General features: G+C 63.0%; 16 protein-coding genes. 10 read left to right on the plus strand and 6 right to left on the minus strand.

From position 1 onward, the window contains the following. Positions 1-5: 5 nt before the first annotated feature. The 5 genes from mnmG to AC0L30_RS30565 form a co-directional block, all read right to left on the minus strand. Positions 6-1,886: a tRNA uridine-5-carboxymethylaminomethyl(34) synthesis enzyme MnmG gene (gene mnmG, locus AC0L30_RS30545; RefSeq protein WP_473365424.1), complete on the minus strand. Its 1,881-nt coding sequence runs from the start codon at positions 1,884-1,886 to the stop codon at positions 6-8. A 440-nt stretch (positions 1,887-2,326) separates the two neighbouring features. Further along, positions 2,327-3,685, minus strand: coding sequence for a tRNA uridine-5-carboxymethylaminomethyl(34) synthesis GTPase MnmE (gene mnmE / locus AC0L30_RS30550; protein ID WP_473405900.1), 1,359 nt, complete (start codon positions 3,683-3,685; stop codon positions 2,327-2,329). 307 nt (positions 3,686-3,992) lie between these two features. After that, positions 3,993-5,258, minus strand: coding sequence for a transcription termination factor Rho (gene rho, locus AC0L30_RS30555; protein WP_007598612.1), 1,266 nt, complete (start codon positions 5,256-5,258; stop codon positions 3,993-3,995). Positions 5,259-5,504: 246 nt separating this feature from the next. After that, entirely contained in the window at positions 5,505-5,939 is a 435-nt protein-coding gene (gene hemJ / locus AC0L30_RS30560; RefSeq protein ID WP_473365422.1) for a protoporphyrinogen oxidase HemJ, read from the minus strand. Positions 5,940-6,115: 176 nt separating this feature from the next. Continuing rightward, a complete protein-coding gene (locus tag AC0L30_RS30565) occupies positions 6,116-6,331 on the minus strand; it encodes a hypothetical protein (protein WP_007598608.1) in 216 nt (71 codons plus the stop codon). 66 nt (positions 6,332-6,397) lie between these two features. Between AC0L30_RS30565 and AC0L30_RS30570 the strand changes: the two genes are divergently transcribed. Genes AC0L30_RS30570 through dnaQ form a run of 4 tightly spaced genes read left to right on the plus strand, consistent with a single transcriptional unit; the run spans position 6,398 to position 9,233 of the window. Beyond that, the gene (locus AC0L30_RS30570; RefSeq protein ID WP_007598606.1) at positions 6,398-7,237 is read left to right on the plus strand and encodes a pyruvate, water dikinase regulatory protein; all 840 of its coding nucleotides are present in this window, start codon (positions 6,398-6,400) and stop codon (positions 7,235-7,237) included. A gap of 19 nt (positions 7,238-7,256) precedes the next feature. Continuing rightward, on the plus strand, positions 7,257-7,865 hold the full coding sequence (locus AC0L30_RS30575) for a Maf family protein (RefSeq protein WP_473405901.1): 609 nt from the start codon (positions 7,257-7,259) through the stop codon (positions 7,863-7,865). 23 nt (positions 7,866-7,888) lie between these two features. Then, complete coding sequence (coaE, locus tag AC0L30_RS30580; protein WP_007598603.1) at positions 7,889-8,488, plus strand: dephospho-CoA kinase; 600 nt, start codon at positions 7,889-7,891, stop codon at positions 8,486-8,488. Between the two features lie 28 nt (positions 8,489-8,516). Further along, complete coding sequence (dnaQ, locus tag AC0L30_RS30585) at positions 8,517-9,233, plus strand: DNA polymerase III subunit epsilon (RefSeq protein WP_354168466.1); 717 nt, start codon at positions 8,517-8,519, stop codon at positions 9,231-9,233. Here the strand turns inward: dnaQ and secB are convergent. After that, positions 9,230-9,712 carry a protein-export chaperone SecB gene (gene secB / locus AC0L30_RS30590; protein ID WP_007598595.1) on the minus strand — a complete coding sequence of 161 codons (483 nt, stop codon included), beginning with the start codon at positions 9,710-9,712 and terminating at the stop codon, positions 9,230-9,232. The genes dnaQ and secB overlap by 4 nt on opposite strands. A 415-nt stretch (positions 9,713-10,127) precedes the next feature. Between secB and AC0L30_RS30595 the strand changes: the two genes are divergently transcribed. The 6 genes from AC0L30_RS30595 (at position 10,128) to ugpE (ending at position 16,306) form a co-directional block, all read left to right on the plus strand. Beyond that, complete coding sequence (locus AC0L30_RS30595) at positions 10,128-10,823, plus strand: Tim44/TimA family putative adaptor protein (protein WP_007598593.1); 696 nt, start codon at positions 10,128-10,130, stop codon at positions 10,821-10,823. Beyond that, complete coding sequence (gene mltA / locus AC0L30_RS30600; protein WP_473405902.1) at positions 10,801-12,327, plus strand: murein transglycosylase A; 1,527 nt, start codon at positions 10,801-10,803, stop codon at positions 12,325-12,327. Before AC0L30_RS30595 ends, mltA begins: the two co-directional genes overlap by 23 nt. Continuing rightward, complete coding sequence (locus AC0L30_RS30605; RefSeq protein ID WP_473405903.1) at positions 12,324-12,914, plus strand: Smr/MutS family protein; 591 nt, start codon at positions 12,324-12,326, stop codon at positions 12,912-12,914. The genes mltA and AC0L30_RS30605 overlap by 4 nt, the downstream gene beginning before the upstream one ends. A 298-nt stretch (positions 12,915-13,212) precedes the next feature. Further along, entirely contained in the window at positions 13,213-14,529 is a 1,317-nt protein-coding gene (gene ugpB, locus AC0L30_RS30610) for a sn-glycerol-3-phosphate ABC transporter substrate-binding protein UgpB (RefSeq protein WP_219681901.1), read from the plus strand. 47 nt (positions 14,530-14,576) lie between these two features. Beyond that, positions 14,577-15,458 carry a sn-glycerol-3-phosphate ABC transporter permease UgpA gene (gene ugpA, locus AC0L30_RS30615; protein WP_473405904.1) on the plus strand — a complete coding sequence of 294 codons (882 nt, stop codon included), beginning with the start codon at positions 14,577-14,579 and terminating at the stop codon, positions 15,456-15,458. Next, a complete protein-coding gene (gene ugpE, locus AC0L30_RS30620) occupies positions 15,458-16,306 on the plus strand; it encodes a sn-glycerol-3-phosphate ABC transporter permease UgpE (RefSeq protein WP_007598587.1) in 849 nt (282 codons plus the stop codon). Before ugpA ends, ugpE begins: the two co-directional genes overlap by 1 nt. Positions 16,307-16,310 lie beyond the last annotated feature (4 nt).

Genomic DNA, 16,310 nt, shown 5'->3' on the forward strand with positions numbered 1-16,310 from the left:
GAAACCTATGCGATCGCTTTGGACGTCTTCCGCGCTTCGCGGCGGAGATAGGCCGCAAGGATGCCGAGCGCGGCCGGCGTCATCCCGTCGATTCGGCCGGCTTGGCCAACCGTGAACGGACGTGCCTTCTCCAGCTTGGCCCGGACCTCATTGGAGAGACCGGGGACCTGCTGGTAGTCGACGTCCGACAGCACCATCCCCTCATCCCGCCTGAAGGCTTCGACGTCGGCGCTCTGGCGCTCCAGATAGACGTCGTACTTCGCGTCGATCTCAAGATGGGTGGCAATGACGGGATCAATGGCAGCGAGCTCCGGCCAGATCGCACGGACCTGGCTCCAGCCGATGTCGGGATAGGCCATCAGCTCGAAGGCCGACCGCCGCTGGCCGTCCCGGTTCAGGGACAGTCCATGCTTGATCGCTTCGTTCGGGGTGATCGTCAGCGACTTCGACAGCGCTCGAGCCGCATTCAGGGCGTCCATCTTGGCGCGATGATGCACGGTCCGGGCGCTCCCGACGCATCCCAGGGCGATGCCCTTCTCGGTCAAGCGCTGATCGGCATTGTCTGCGCGCAGGGTCAGCCGGTACTCGGCCCTGGAGGTGAACATCCGATAGGGTTCGCTGATGCCGCGGGTGACGAGGTCGTCGATCATGACGCCGAGATAGCCATCGGCGCGGTCGAACACCGTCAGCGCGGCGCCGCTCGCGGCCAATGCCGCGTTCAGCCCGGCCACGATGCCCTGGCCAGCGGCTTCCTCGTACCCCGTGGTGCCGTTGATCTGCCCGGCCAGGAACAGGCCGCGCAGACGCTTGGTCTGGAGGGTCGGATCGAGCTCCCGGGGATCGACGTGGTCGTATTCGATGGCATAGCCCGGCCGGACCATCTTGACCCGCTCCAGGCCGGGAATGGTTGCGAGGATGGCGAGCTGGACCTCCTCCGGCAGCGAAGTGGAGATGCCGTTGGGATAGACCGTGCTGTCGTCGAGCCCCTCCGGCTCCAGGAAGATCTGGTGACCATCGCGATCGCCGAAGCGAACGATCTTGTCCTCGATCGAGGGGCAATAGCGCGGTCCGGAGCTCTTGATCTGGCCGGAGTACATCGGAGAACGATGGACATTGGCCCTGATCACGTCGTGGGTCGCAGGCGTGGTCCGGGTGATCCCGCACTGGATCTGCGGCGTCGTGATCCGCTCGGTCATCACGGAAAACGGCTCCGGAGGCTCGTCCCCCGGCTGCATCTCGACCGCCGGCCAGTCGATCGTGGTGCCATCCAGACGCGGCGGTGTCCCTGTCTTGAGCCGTCCAAGGGTGAACCCGGCGCGCTCGAAGGACGTCGAAAGGCCCATTGCCGGCGCCTCGCCAACCCTGCCGGCCGGCCAGTTCTTCTCTCCGAGATGGATCAGACCGCGGAGGAAGGTGCCGGTGGTGACGACGACAGCCCCTGCCCGAAGTTCGCGGCCATCTGCCAGGCGCAGGCCGATCACCCGTCCCTCGACCACGATCAGCTCGTCCGCCTCGCCTTCGATGACGGAAAGACCCTCGGTCTCCCGGATCGCCGCCTGCATCGCGGCGGCATAGAGCTTCCGGTCGGCCTGGGCGCGCGGACCACGCACCGCCGGGCCCTTACGTCGATTGAGGACGCGAAATTGGATGCCGCCGGCGTCTCCGACCCGGCCCATCAGACCATCGAGCGCGTCGACCTCGCGAACCAGATGGCCCTTGCCGAGACCGCCAATCGCGGGATTGCAGGACATTGCGCCGACCGTGGAGAAACGGTGCGTCACCAGGGCGGTCGCCGCGCCCATCCGGGCAGAGGCAGAAGCGGCCTCACAGCCGGCGTGGCCGCCGCCAATCACGATGACGTCGAAGCTCTCTCGCTCTGTTCGCATGGGCGGACTTCTAACTCAGAGGCGGGCAAGCCGGAAGTGGAAACTGGTCAAGGCAGTTGTTTCACGTGAAACGGGGAAAGCGGAGCCCAAGTGTTTTCCGCGAAAACAACCCCATGCACAGTAGAATGGCCCTTGGAAAGATTATCATTTTTAGTCAGGGGAAATGGAGATTACGAAGGGAAAGCGTGGTCCGTAGGTCGCAACGCCTGAGGACGGACGGTGATCGGAAAGGCCACGGCAGAGCCTACAACCGGCATTGCGGGGTGCCCCTTCCGCCGCTCCTTAAGGCGCCATCGCTCGCAGCGCAGTCACTCCCGAGGGCGACCGAGTGAACCTCAAGGGCCAATGTTTCACGTGAAACAGCTTGAACAGCGGCTGCCGCGTTTCACGTGAAACGGAAGAGGTGGAACAAAGGCTAGTTCTACAATGAAGAACTAGCGCTACTTCCCAACACAGAATTTCTGGAAAATGGCACCCAAGACGTCTTCGACATCCACCCGACCCAACAGCCGGCCCAAGGCATAGGCCGCAGCGCGCAGCTCTTCGGCGGCGAGCTCCTCGCCGTGTTCTACGAGCTCCAGACTCCGGTGCAAGCTGCCTGATGCCCGGCGCAGCAGATCCCGCTGGCGCGCCCGGGTCACCAAGGCGCCCTCGGTCGTTCCGAAGAAGTCGGCGGCGAATTTCACCAAGGCATCGACCAGCTCGGGGATGCCGTCCCCCCGGCTCGCTGCGATTCCGAACTCACCGCGCGGGCCGACGTCCTCGACCCCGCCAAGATCGATCTTGTTGCGTACGATCCAGACCGAGCCGCCGGAGCGACTGCCTGCGTTGCCGGACTTCCCCAGCAGCGGCATCGCGGCCGGATCAACAGCGCGCCCACCCTCCACCAGCCACAACACGAGGTCGGCGTCTTCGGCTCGCGCCCGCGCCCGGCGCACACCCTCCTGCTCGACTGGATCGTCGGTCTCGCGAATCCCGGCCGTGTCGATCACCGTGACGGGATAGCCGTCGAGATCGAGCTGCACCTCGATCACATCGCGCGTCGTACCGGCATGCGGCGAGACGATCGCGACGTCGCGGCGCGCGAGCTGGTTGATCAGCGTCGACTTGCCGACATTCGGCTCGCCCGCGATCGCAACCACCAGGCCGTCTCGCAAACGTTCAGCTTGTCCCTGTGCCGCAAGGACTTCTGTGATTTCGTCGTGCAGCGCACTGATCGCCTTGACCGCAGGCGCCATCAACTCGGCGGGCACATCGCCCTCGTCGGAGAAATCGATGCCGGCCTCGATCAAGGCCGAGGCGTCGATGATGCGCTCCCGCCAGTCGCGCGCGCGATTGCCGAGGAGACCCTGCAGCTGCCGTAACGCCTGGCGGCGCTGGCGGTCGGTGTCGGCGTGAATGAGATCGTCGAGGCCCTCCGCTTCGGTCAGGTCGAGCTTGCCGTTCTCGAAGGCGCGCTGGGTGAATTCGCCGGGCTCGGCGGCGCGCATATTCGGAATTACGGAAATAGCGGCGAAGAGTGCCGCCAGCACCGCGCGGCCGCCATGGACGTGAAATTCGGCGACGTCCTCGCCGGTCGCGCTGGCGGGGCCTGGAAACCACAACACCACCGAATCGTCGATCGGCTGGCCCACGCCGTCATGCAGGAGCCGACGGCTGGCCTGTCTCGGCGCCGGCAGCTTGCCCGCCAGCGCCGTCAGCACCAGGCTGGCGCTTGGCCCGGAGACGCGCACCACCGCGAGCGCACTCGGCGGACGGCCGGACGACAGCGCAAAGATGGTCTGGTCTCGCGGATGCATGGCCTATTTGTCCGGCTGAAAGGGAAAAGGCAAACATCTGTTTCTGCCGACGAACGGCGGGTTTTGCTGCGCCAAATCCTGCAGCAAAACCTATGTTGCAATGCAATATCCAGTGGCAATTGCTGCGAGAATTACTCACTGCGGAATGATAAACGAGCCGGATAATAGATATTACCAAGTAGTATCAAGGCCTTATTACAAAATCCGGTCGAGGCAACAAACACGCCGCCATGCTGCACCTTCGCTGCAGCAAAGCCGCACAAAAAAAGGGCGCCCAGAGGCGCCCTTTGATCATATTGCACCGCAATCAGGTGTTCATCGAGTCGAAGAACTCGGAATTGCTCTTGGTCGAACGCAGCTTGTCGAGCAGGAAGTCGATACCGTCCATCGTCCCCATCGGATTCAGGATGCGGCGGAGCACGTACATCTTCTTCAGGACCACCGGATCGGTGATCAGCTCTTCCTTGCGGGTGCCGGAGCGCGAAATGTCGATCGCCGGGAAGGTCCGCTTGTCCGAAACCTTGCGGTCGAGGATCAGCTCCGAGTTACCGGTGCCCTTGAACTCTTCGAAGATGACTTCATCCATGCGGCTGCCGGTATCGACCAGCGCGGTCGCGATGATCGTCAGCGAGCCGCCCTCTTCGATGTTGCGGGCGGCGCCGAAGAACCGCTTCGGCCGCTGCAGCGCGTTGGCATCGACACCGCCGGTCAGCACCTTACCCGATGACGGCACCACGGTGTTGTAGGCGCGGCCGAGGCGCGTGATGGAGTCCAGCAGGATCACCACGTCGCGGCCATGCTCGACCAGGCGCTTGGCCTTCTCGATCACCATCTCGGCGACCTGAACGTGGCGCACCGCCGGCTCGTCGAAGGTCGAGGAGACGACCTCGCCCTTCACCGAGCGCTGCATGTCCGTGACCTCTTCCGGACGTTCGTCGATCAGGAGTACGATCAGATAGCACTCGGGATGATTATGCGCGATCGAGTGCGCGATATTCTGCATCAGCACGGTCTTGCCTGTGCGCGGCGGCGCGACGATCAGCGCGCGCTGGCCCTTGCCGATCGGCGCGACGATGTCGATCACCCTTGCAGAAAGGTCTTTCCGCGTCGGATCGTCGATTTCCATGCGGAAGCGCTGATTCGGAAACAGTGGCGTGAGGTTGTCGAAATTGACCTTGTGCTTGGCCTTTTCCGGGTCCTCGAAATTGAGCGTGTTGACCTTCAGCAACGCGAAATAGCGCTCGCCCTCTTTCGGGCTGCGGATGTGGCCTTCGATGGTGTCGCCGGTGCGCAGGCCAAAACGGCGGATCTGCGAGGGCGAAACGTAGATGTCGTCCGGACCCGGCAGATAATTCGCATCGGGCGAACGGAGGAAGCCGAAGCCGTCGGAGAGAACCTCGACGACGCCTTCGCCGACGATATCGGTCTCGGCGAGCGCAAGCTGCTTGAGGATGGCGAACAGCAGCTCCTGCTTGCGCATGGTGCTGGCATTCTCGACCCCGTTCTCTTCCGCGAACGAGACGAGCTCGGCCGGCGTCTTCGACTTGAGGTCCTGGAGTTTGATTTCCCGCATTGGGGTGGTCCTGTGGGGTAACCTGGGGAGGGGTGCGAGGAGGCTCTGAAATGCGGACGCGAAAAGGTAAGGTCCGCAGGTCTGGCAAGGAGAGCGCCGGTGAGGCTTCAAACCTGATGGGGTGTCCGGCCTCTGGAAAGCTCAGACACGACCACATCCGCCTGCGTTGGGTGGGATATTGCTAATATAGAAAATCGCCTCTCACTCCGCAAGCAGAAGCACTGAGCGATTGTTCGCGACCCCTGCCTAGAACGGCTTCACGATCACCATGATGACGATCAGAATCATCAGGGCAGTGGGTACCTCGTTGATAATCCGATAAAATTTCTGGCTCCGGGGGCGCCGATCCGCGGCGAAATCCTTCAGCCAGCGCGAAAAAAAGCCGTGGACCGCGGACATCGCGAGGACCAGTGCCAGTTTTACGTGCAGCCAGCCGAAGCTGAACCAATGGCCAGCCCAGGCGAGATAGAGCCCGGCGAGCCAGGTCACGATCATGGCGGGGTTGATGATGGCCTTGAACAGCCGCCGTTCCATGATCTTGAACGTTTCCGACTGCTTCGAGCCGATGTCGGCCTCGCAATGATAAACGAACAGCCGTGGCAGATAGAGCATGCCCGCCATCCAGGAGATGACGGCGATCACATGCAGCGCCTTGATCCAGAGATAGACGTCTTCAAACATGTCTGGGATCCGGATTCCTGCCCAGCCGCGGGGAACGCTGGGGATAGTAAGAACTCGTTAAGGTCTTGCCTGCACACATATCCGTCCGTAGCGCCCTTCTCCAATAAGAATCTTAGATTCTTAAGGTTTGAGTCTATGTGACGGTGAATTGGACTCACACATTTCCGTCCGCCCGTTCACACGCGCTTGTTCACATCCATCAACATATCCCTGATCACTCTGGCCGCCCTCGATAAGGCGGTCAGCTTCAAAGGCTTGCGCGTTTCTGTCGGCAGCTTATCAAGAGGGTTATCGGCACAATCCCGTTTCCCTTTCGACGGGGCGCCGAACTTGTTCTCACGGGCAGTGGTGTGAAGAAAATTGGCACTTGTCCCGCCCCCGGTGTCGCGCATCCCTTTCCGAGGGGTTAAGGTCCACAGAAATCCACAAACCAAACCGGTTTCATACAAAGGGCTTTTGTGCCGACCTCGAACAATTATTTCCATCTGCACCTCGTGTCCGATTCCACCGGTGAGACGCTGATCACGGTCGCGCGGGCCGTTGCCGCCCAGTACGCCAACGTGACCCCGGTCGAGCACGTCTATCCGCTGGTGCGCAGTCAGAAACAGCTCGATCGCGTGCTCGACGAGATCGAGGAAGCGCCGGGAATCGTGCTGTTCACGTTGCTCGAGAAGGATCTGGTCGCCAGGCTCGAGGACAAGTGCAAGGGGATCAATGTTCCGAGCCTGTCGATCATCGGCCCGGTGATGCAATTGTTCGAGGCGTATCTCGGAGCCGCCACGACCGGCCGGGTCGGTGCCCAGCACGTGCTCAACGCCGAATACTTCAAGCGCATCGACGCGCTGAACTACACGATGATCCATGATGACGGTCAGCATGTCGAAGGGCTCGACGACGCGGACGTGGTGCTCGTCGGTGTCTCCCGCACCTCCAAGACCCCGACATCGATCTATCTTGCCAACCGTGGCATCCGCACCGCCAACGTGCCGCTGGTTCCAGGCATTCCGGTGCCGTCGCAGTTGGAAACGTTGACGCGACCGCTGGTGGTGAGCTTGCATGCGACGCCGGAACGCTTGATCCAGGTGCGCACGAACCGCCTGCTCTCCATGGGCGCCGATTCCAGCGGCGACACCTACACGGACAAGCAGTCGGTCGCCGAAGAGGTCGCATTTGCCCGCAAGCTGAGCGCCAAGCACGATTGGCCGCTGCTCGACGTCACGCGGCGCTCGATCGAGGAAACCGCCGCGGCGATCATGAAACTCTACAGCGATCGCCAGCGTAACCGGCCTTCTGAATAGCTTTGGGAATAGTTTCGCGATGGGTCTGTGGCTCGGCAAATCTGCGTTGATCCTGGCGTCGCAGAGCAGCGCGCGAAAGATGCTGCTGGCCAATGCCGGGCTCGAGTTCAAGGCGATCACGGCTGATATCGACGAGCGCGCGATCCAGGCCGCCTCCGGGCTGTCTGGTCCGCGCGAGATTGCCTTGCTGCTGGCGCGCGAAAAGGCCAAGGCGGTCTCGGCTCATCACGCTGGAAGCACCGTCATCGGTGCGGATCAAACGCTGGCGCTTGGCGATCGCATCTTCAACAAGCCTGCGGGCCGCGCCCAGGCGCTGGCGCAACTGCGCGATCTCTCCGGACACAGCCATGAGCTGAATTCTGCCGTGGCGATAGCACGTAATGGTGAGATCATCTTCGAGGACGTCTCGGTCGCCCGCCTCACCATGCGGCAGATGACCGATGCCGAGCTTTCGGCCTATCTCGACGCCGCCGGCGATGCCGTCACCACCAGCGTCGGCGGTTATCAGCTCGAAAGCCTGGGTATCCATTTGTTCGAGCGTATCGAGGGCGACCACTTCACCATTCTCGGCTTGCCGCTGCTGCCGCTGCTTGCGTTCCTGCGGCGCGAGCGGCTAGTTGCGGTGTGATTGGCAGAGATGGCTGGGCGCTGATGCGAATCCTGGGACTGACCGGCTCGATCGGGATGGGAAAATCCACCACCGCGAAATTATTCGCGGAGGCTGGCGTCCCTGTCTACGATGCCGATGCCGCCGTCCATCAGCTCTATGAGGGCGAGGCTGCGCCCGCGATCGAGGCCGCCTTCCCCGGCACCACCGCGAACGGCAAGGTCGATCGGTCGAAACTGTCGGCGCGTGTGGTGCACGATGCTGCGGCCATCAAGCAGCTGGAGCAGATCGTCCATCCGATGCTGGGCGCTTCCCGGAAAAAATTCTTCGCCGACGCCGAAGCCGCCAAGGCGCCCGTCGTGGTGCTGGACATTCCACTGCTGTTCGAGACTGGGGGCGAGACGCGGGTCGATGCCGTAGTCGTGGTGACGACGTCTCCGGAACTGCAGCGCGAGCGGGTGCTGGCGCGCGGCACGATGGACGAGGCCAAGCTCGACGCCATCATCGCCAAGCAGACACCGGACGCGGAAAAGCGCAGGCGTGCCGATTTCGTGGTGGATACGTCCCACGGGCTCGATCCAGTGCGCGCCCAAATCGCGCACATCCTGGCGGAGGTCGTTAAGATGCCGCAGCGGCGCGCCTGATTCGGCGCCTGACACGGCTTCTCAGATCATGCGCGAAATCGTTCTCGACACAGAAACCACCGGCCTCGACCCGCTGCGGGGAGACCGCCTGGTCGAAATCGGCTGCGTCGAGATGCTCAATCGCATGCCGACGGGGCAGAGTTTCCACGTCTATATCAATCCCGAAAGGGACATGCCGGCAGAAGCCTTCGCGGTGCACGGGCTGTCGGCCGAGTTCCTGGCGACAAAGCAGCTGTTTCACGAGGTCGTCGACGATTTTCTGGAGTTCGTCGGCGATGCGCCGCTGGTGATCCACAATGCCTCGTTCGACATCAGCTTCATCAATGCCGAGCTCGACCGGATCAAGCGCCCGGCGATCCCGCGTGAGCGGCTGGTCGATACGCTGCTGCTGGCACGGCGTAAGCATCCCGGCGTGTCGAACCGGCTCGACGATCTCTGCTCGCGCTATGCGATCGACAATTCACGCCGCACCAAGCACGGCGCGTTGCTCGACGCCGAGTTGCTTGCGGAAGTCTATGTGGATCTGGTCGGGGCGCGGCAATCGCAGCTGCTGCTGGCCTCGGAATCCGAGGAGACTCGCGCCAACGGGGCTGCTGATGCGCCACGGCGGCAGCGGCCAGCGCCGCTCGCGCCGCGGATTTCAGACGCCGAGCGCGAGGCCCACCGGGCCTTCATCGCAACGCTCGGCGACAAGGCGATCTGGAACGAGTTCTTGCCCGCTCCAGCTGTCGCTTCGGCTGGTTAGGCCTGACCGCTCGGCTGAGCGGCCATTTGCCGCTCCATGTTCTGACGATAGAGGCCGACGAAGTCGACCGGGTCCAGCATCAAAGGCGGGAACCCGCCGTCGCGCACGGCCGTGGCGATGATCTCACGGGCGAACGGGAACAGCAGGCGCGGGCATTCGATCATGACCAGCGGATGCAAATTGTCCTTCGGCACGTTGGAGATGCGGAACACGCCGGCATAAGCGAGCTCGAACGAGAACATGATCTTGCCGGCGGTCTCGGCCTTGCCCTCGACCGACAGGGTCACCTCGAACTCCTGTTCGCTGAGGTTGTTGGCGCTCACATTGATCTGGATGTTGATCTGGGGCGGTTGGCTCTGCTGCTGGAGCGAGCTGGGCGCATTCGGATTTTCGAACGAGAGGTCCTTGGTATATTGCGCCAGGACGTTGAGCTGGGGAGCCTGGGCCGCCTCGGGAGGGGTGCCGTTACCGTTGGTCATAAGAGTGTCTCCTTACCCGATTGGGCTGAATTTCGCGGCGGTTGGCTAACATAGGGCTACCTCGTTCCACAAGGACGAACGGTCCCGGATGGGGAATTCCGGCCACGGCCACAACTGCGGCGTTCATCCCGCCGATCCAGCGCAACTGCGCCTTAAACGATTGAAGATGCGCGATTTCCGGCCAGGATCGGGTTTCCCCTTAAGCATAAAACGCGCTACACTCGGTGCTGTGCCAAAAGGCGCCATTGGCCGGGCAAGATTTCGTGCCTACATCCCACGGACCTGACGCGCGGACCCGAAATGGTGATGTGGACTTGCCGTTCCGGTATGGAACGGTCTACTGGCCGGATCGATTTTCCCGGCACGACCCTTTCGAGACGGCCCCTTCTACAGACGACCAGAAAGCGAATACGACGTGGACATCTACACCATCATCTTCCTGGCGCTGGCGGTCTTCATCTTTCTGAGGCTGCGCAGCGTGCTGGGGCAGCGCACCGGCAACGAGCGGCCGCCGTTCGACCGTAACGCGCTCCAGGGTGCCCAGGACAAGAACGTCGTCACCATGCCGGGCAAGGTCATCGACCAGGCTCCGTTGGCGCCGACGGCCGAGCCGGCCCCGCCCTCCGACCGCTGGAAGGGCCTGACCGAGCCGGGCACCGTGCTCGCCCAGGGTCTCGATTCCATCGTCGAAAAGGATTCCACCTTCGATCCGCGCCATTTCATCTCCGGCGCCCGCGGCGCCTATGAGATGATCGTGCTGGCCTTTGCCAATGGCGACCGCCGCGCGCTGCGCGACCTGCTGTCGTCGGAGGTCTATGAAAGCTTCGATGCCGCGATCAAGGAGCGTGAGAAGAACGAGCAGAAGACCGAGACGCGCTTTGTCTCGATCGACAAGGCCGAGCTGGTCGGCGCCGAGCTGCGCGACCGCACCGCCCAGCTCACGATCCGCTTCGTCTCGCAGATGATCTCGGCCACGCGTGACAAGGCCGGCAACATCGTCGATGGCAGCGCCGACACCGTCGCTGACATCACCGACATCTGGACTTTCGCCCGCGACATCACCTCTCGCGATCCGAACTGGAAGCTGGTTGGCACCGGAAGCGCGAATTAAGGCTTTCCTGAAGACCAGCGCGACGGCGCTCTGCGCAGGTGCCGTCGCGCTGTCGTCGTTTTCACTTGGCGCCGAGGCGGCGCGGCGCCACTATCGCAGCCATCACCATCATCTCCCGGAATTGCCTGCCGCGCCGCCGCGCGCCTTGCCGTATCCGCAGCTTCCCCTGCCGTTCGAAATTCCCGGCGCGCAATATCTGCCGCTGGCCTGGGCCGACGTGAAGGGCTGGAGCGACGACAATCATCTCGCCGCCTACAAGACCTTTCGCGCGAGCTGCCGTCCGATCAGCGCCCAGACCGGCGCTCCCGAACCGAAGGCTTTGGGCGCCTCTCTGGCCGAACCCTGCCGGGTCGCCAAATCGCTCGAGCTTACCGACGACGCCAGGGCCAAAACCTTTTTCGAGGAAAATTTTGCGCCGCTACGGATCTCTCGCCTCGGCGAGCCGGATGGTTTCGTCACCGGCTATTACGAGCCGGTGCTGGAGGGATCGCGCACGCAGACCGACGTCTACAACGTCCCGGTCTATCGCCGCCCGTCGAACCTGTTCGTGCGCGGCTACAAGCAGGATTCGGTCAGCCTGCCCAACAAGGGCCCGGTCTATCGCAAGATCGGCCGCCGCAAGCTGGTCCCCTATTACGACCGCGCCGAGATCGAGGACGGCAAGATCGCCGGCCGCGGACTCGAGATTGCCTGGCTGAAGGACCCGACCGATCTGCTGTTCGCCCAAATCCAGGGCTCGGCGCGGATCAAGTTCGACGATGGCGGCACGGTCCGGCTCAACTACGACGCCTATAACGGCTATCCCTATACAGCGGTCGGTCGCATCCTGATCGAGCGCGGCATCATTCCGAAGGAAGAGATGTCGATGCAGAAGATCAGGGAGTGGATGGCGCAGACACCAGACGGTGCCAAGGAGCTGCGGCGCCAGAACCGCTCCTACATCTTCTTCCGCGAGGTCAATCTGTCCGACAAGGAGGAGGCCGTCGGCGCGCAGGGCATTCCGCTGACGGCCGGCCGTTCGATCGCGGTGGACAAATCGCTCCACGTCTACGGCACGCCGTTTTTCATCGAAGGCGAGCTGCCGATCGATTCCGAACTCGCGAAGACGCCGTTCCATCGGTTGATGATCGCGCAGGACACCGGCTCGGCCATCATCGGTCCGGCGCGCGCCGATCTCTATTTCGGCGCGGGCCAGGAGGCCGGCCGCGTCTCCGGGCGTCTGCGCCATGCCATGCATTTCGTGATGCTGGTGCCGAAGGGTCTCGATCCGACGGCGCGTGCCGCGCGGCTGCCGGTGCCGGACCCGCGGCCGTCGGAGAAGATCGCGAAGCTGTTTCCGCAAACAGAGCCCGCGAAGGACAAGCCGGCGGCAGCCGAGGCGCAAAGCAGGAGCGAGACGGTCGCTGTCGCCGGTCCAGTCCCGCTGCCGGTGCCGCGTCCCGTGATCGAGCCGGTTCAGGAGCCGCGGCGGCCGGTGAAAAATCGTTCCCATCGGCAGCAATGAAGCGATCGTCCCGTCCGCCCGTGCTGGAGCCTCGTCCCTCGCCGCGCCGTCGCGCGCTGAGCGAAGAAGAGCGCGCGCTGTGGGATACGGTCGCAAAGCAGGTCAAGCCGCTGAGGAAGCCTCGTGCGGTGAAGGCGCAAGCTGCGCCGCGCACTGAGCCTTCCCCCACAGCGCCCGCCACGCGGCTTGCGTCCTCGCCACGTCCGATTGCCGCTGCCCCGGCACCGCGTGCAGCGAAGCCTGCGGTGCCGCCGCTCGCGCCGCTCGGCAAGCGCGAGCGGACAAAACTGTCGCGCGGGCGCAGCGAGATCGAGGCGCGGCTCGATCTGCACGGCATGACCCAGATGCGCGCCCATCGCGCTCTGACCGGATTCCTGCACCGCGCCCATCATGACGGCCTGACCTTCGTGCTCGTCATCACCGGCAAGGGCCGTAGCGGCGGCGAAAGCGGCGTGCTGCGCCGCCAGGTGCCGGAATGGCTGAGCCTGCCGGAATTCCGGGCTTTTGTGGTCGGCTTTGAGGAAGCCGGTATCGGCCATGGCGGCGAGGGCGCGCTTTACGTGCGGATCAGGCGGGCGAGATTCTAACCGCGGGCTCGCTGCAACCTCTCCCGCTTGCCTTTGCGGGAGAGGTTTCGAAGCCCGCGGGACGATCGTCTGCCTCACTATTCTGCTGAAGACGTAGCGACCAATCCATCACTCCCGAATGCTGCACCGCGAACGGAGGACGCCGCTCGCGGCATTCGCCTATTTGACGGCTTCCCTTTTGCCGCGCTTGCCGCTTTCGTTTCGGCCGCTTACACAGTCATGTGAACGTCATATGGCGCTGCTAGCGCAAGCGATCATTTTTGACGGCCCAAGAGAACGGCCAAGGGAGGTTTACTTGATGGCTCTTAGACACTTTGGAGCGGCTGCCGCTATTGCGCTCACGGTTGGACTATCGGCCTCGCCGGCCTTGGCCGCGACCGAAATCCAGTGGTGGCACGCGATGACCGGCGCCAACAACGACGTCATCGTCAAGCTCGCCACCGACTTCAACGCGTCGCAGAGCGACTACAAGGTGATCCCGACCTACAAGGGCAACTATCCCGATACGATGAACGCGGGCATCGCGGCGTTCCGCGCCGGCAACGCCCCGCACATCATGCAGGTGTTCGAAGTCGGCACCGCGACCATGATGGCCGCGACCGGCGCCGTGAAGCCCGTCTACAAGCTGATGGCCGACGCCGGCGAGAAGTTCGATCCCAAGATCTACCTGCCCGCCATCACCGGCTATTATTCGACGTCGAAGGGCGAGATGCTCTCATTCCCCTTCAACTCGTCCTCGACTGTGATGTGGGTGAACCTCGACGAGCTGAAGAAGGCGAACGTGGAGATTCCGAAGACCTGGCCCGAAACGTTCGAGGCCGCCAAGAAGCTGAAGGCTGCGGGTCACGACACCTGCGGCTTCTCCGGCTCCTGGGTCACATGGGTCAATCTCGAGCAGCTCTCGGCCTGGCACAACGTGCCGCTCGCCAGCAAGGCCAACGGCCTCGACGGCTTTGACACCGTGCTCGAGTTCAACGGACCGCTTCAGGTCAAGCATCTCGAAACCCTTGTCGAGCTGCAGAAGACCAAGACCTATGACTACGCCGGCCGCACCAACACCGGCGAAGGCCGCTTCACCTCCGGCGAATGCCCGATCTACCTGACCTCGTCGGCGTTCTTCGGCAACGTCAAGGCGCAGGCCAAGTTCAACTTCACCGCCGTGCCGATGCCGTATTATCCCGACGTCAAGGGCGCGCCGCAGAACTCGATCATCGGCGGCGCTTCGCTCTGGGTGATGGGCGGCAAGTCGGCCGAGGAATACAAGGGCGTCGCGAAGTTCCTGACCTTCCTCTCGGACACCGATCGCCAAGTCTATATCCACAAGGCCTCGGGCTATCTGCCGATCACCAAGGCGGCCTATGCCAAGGCGAAGGAAGAGGGCTTCTACAAGGATCAGCCCTATCTCGAAACGCCGCTGCTCGAGCTGACCAACAAGGAGCCGACCGAGAACTCGCGCGGTCTGCGCCTCGGCAACATGGTGCAGCTCCGTGACGTCTGGTCGGAAGAGATCGAGCAGGCGCTGGCCGGCAAGAAGACCGCCAAGCAGGCGCTGGATTCCGCCGTCGAGCGCGGCAACACGATGCTGCGGCAGTTCGAAAAGACCGCCGTCAAGTGAGGCAATGAGCGGCAGGCCGCGACCCGGCCTGCCGCTCTGCTGGCATCATGCAAAAGCAAGCCATTTTCCAGTCAAGGCTGTTACCGTACGCGCTGGTTGCGCCGCAGCTCGCGATCGTCCTGATTTTCTTCTATTGGCCGGCCCTGCAGGCGGTGATCCAGTCCTTCCTGCTCCAGGACGCCTTCGGTCTGTCGACCACCTTTGTCTGGTTCGAGAATTACATCGAGCTGTTCAAGGACGCGGCCTATTTCGAGGCGATCGTCCGAACGTTCTTCTTCTCGTTCGCGATCGCCGTCTCGTCGCTGTCCTTTGCGCTGCTGCTCGCCGTGATGGCGGACAAGCCGCTGCGTGGCTCGATGCTCTACCGCACGCTCCTGATCTGGCCCTATGCGGTGGCGCCGCCCGTGGTCGGCGTGCTCTGGATCTTCATGCTGCATCCCTCGCTCGGCGTGCTATCGCGTTATCTTCGCAACATGGGCGTCGACTGGAATCCGCTGCTCGACGGCGATCAGGCCGCGGCGCTGATCATCCTCGCCGCCGCGTGGAAACAGATCTCCTATAATTTCCTGTTCTTTCTCGCCGGCCTGCAGGCGATCCCGAAGAGCGTGTTCGAGGCCGCCGCGATCGACGGCGCACGCCCGATGCGGCGGTTCTGGACCGTGACCTTCCCGCTGCTGTCGCCGACCATCTTCTTCCTGCTGGTGGTCAACATCGTCTACGCCTTCTTCGACACGTTCGGCATCATCGACACGATGACCCGCGGCGGACCCGGAACGTCGACGGTCACGCTGGTCTACAAGGTCTATTCCGACGGCCTGCTTGGCGGCAATCTCGGCAGCTCGGCGGCGCAGTCGGTGATCCTGATGGTCATGGTCATCGTGCTCACCGGAATCCAGTTCCGGTTCGTCGAACGCAAGGTGACCTACTGATGGTCGAGGAAGAGGGCTTCCGGCGCTACATCGCCCATATCATCCTCTGGATCGGGATCGCGATCGTCGCTTTCCCCGTCTACATCGCGTTCGTCGCTTCGACCCAGGACAACGCGCTGATCGCCAACGGACAGATGTCACTGCTGCCGGGCGGTCATTTCTTCGAGGTTTACTACCAGACCATTTTCGTCGGCACGAGCGGATCGACCCGCGAGCCCGTCGGCAACATGATGCTGAACTCGCTGGTGATGGCCTTGCTGATCGCGGTCGGCAAGATCGCAATCTCGATCATCTCGGCCTACGCGATCGTCTATTTCCGCTTTCCGTTCCGGATGCCGATCTTCTGGATCATCTTCATCACGCTGATGCTGCCGGTCGAGGTCCGCATCTATCCGACCTACAAGATCGTCGCAGATCTGCACATGCTCGACAGCTATGCGGGCCTGTCGCTGCCGCTGATCGCCTCGGCCACCGCGACGCTGCTGTTCCGCCAGTTCTTCATGACGGTGCCGGACGAGCTGCTGGAGGCCTCGCGCATCGACGGCGCCGGTCCCCTGCGCTTCTTCTGGGACACGCTGCTGCCGTTGTCGCGCACCAACATGGCGGCGCTGTTCGTGATCCTCTTCATCCTCGGCTGGAATCAATATCTCTGGCCGCTGCTGATCACCACCCGCGACGACATGCAGACCATCCAGGTCGGCATCCGCAAGATGATCACCACCACTGACGCGCTGACCGAATGGCCGATCGTGATGGCGACCGCCGTGCTCGCGATGCTGCCGCCGGTGTTCGTCGTCGTCGTAATGCAGAAATTGTTCGTGCGCGGACTCGTGGAGACGGAAAAGTAAATCC

It is taken from the genome of Bradyrhizobium sp. MI1.11, from assembly GCF_055811255.1.

Coding starts and splice junctions, on each gene's coding strand:
- coaE (WP_007598603.1), top strand. CDS start 7,889: ATGCGAATCCTGGGACTGACCGGCTCGATCGGGATGGGAAAATCCACC.
- AC0L30_RS30565 (WP_007598608.1), bottom strand. CDS start 6,331: ATGCGCGACACCGGGGGCGGGACAAGTGCCAATTTTCTTCACACCACT.
- hemJ (WP_473365422.1), bottom strand. CDS start 5,939: ATGTTTGAAGACGTCTATCTCTGGATCAAGGCGCTGCATGTGATCGCC.
- ugpA (WP_473405904.1), top strand. CDS start 14,577: ATGCAAAAGCAAGCCATTTTCCAGTCAAGGCTGTTACCGTACGCGCTG.
- mnmE (WP_473405900.1), bottom strand. CDS start 3,685: ATGCATCCGCGAGACCAGACCATCTTTGCGCTGTCGTCCGGCCGTCCG.
- ugpE (WP_007598587.1), top strand. CDS start 15,458: ATGGTCGAGGAAGAGGGCTTCCGGCGCTACATCGCCCATATCATCCTC.
- AC0L30_RS30575 (WP_473405901.1), top strand. CDS start 7,257: ATGGGTCTGTGGCTCGGCAAATCTGCGTTGATCCTGGCGTCGCAGAGC.
- dnaQ (WP_354168466.1), top strand. CDS start 8,517: ATGCGCGAAATCGTTCTCGACACAGAAACCACCGGCCTCGACCCGCTG.
- AC0L30_RS30605 (WP_473405903.1), top strand. CDS start 12,324: ATGAAGCGATCGTCCCGTCCGCCCGTGCTGGAGCCTCGTCCCTCGCCG.
- secB (WP_007598595.1), bottom strand. CDS start 9,712: ATGACCAACGGTAACGGCACCCCTCCCGAGGCGGCCCAGGCTCCCCAG.
- rho (WP_007598612.1), bottom strand. CDS start 5,258: ATGCGGGAAATCAAACTCCAGGACCTCAAGTCGAAGACGCCGGCCGAG.
- ugpB (WP_219681901.1), top strand. CDS start 13,213: ATGGCTCTTAGACACTTTGGAGCGGCTGCCGCTATTGCGCTCACGGTT.
- mnmG (WP_473365424.1), bottom strand. CDS start 1,886: ATGCGAACAGAGCGAGAGAGCTTCGACGTCATCGTGATTGGCGGCGGC.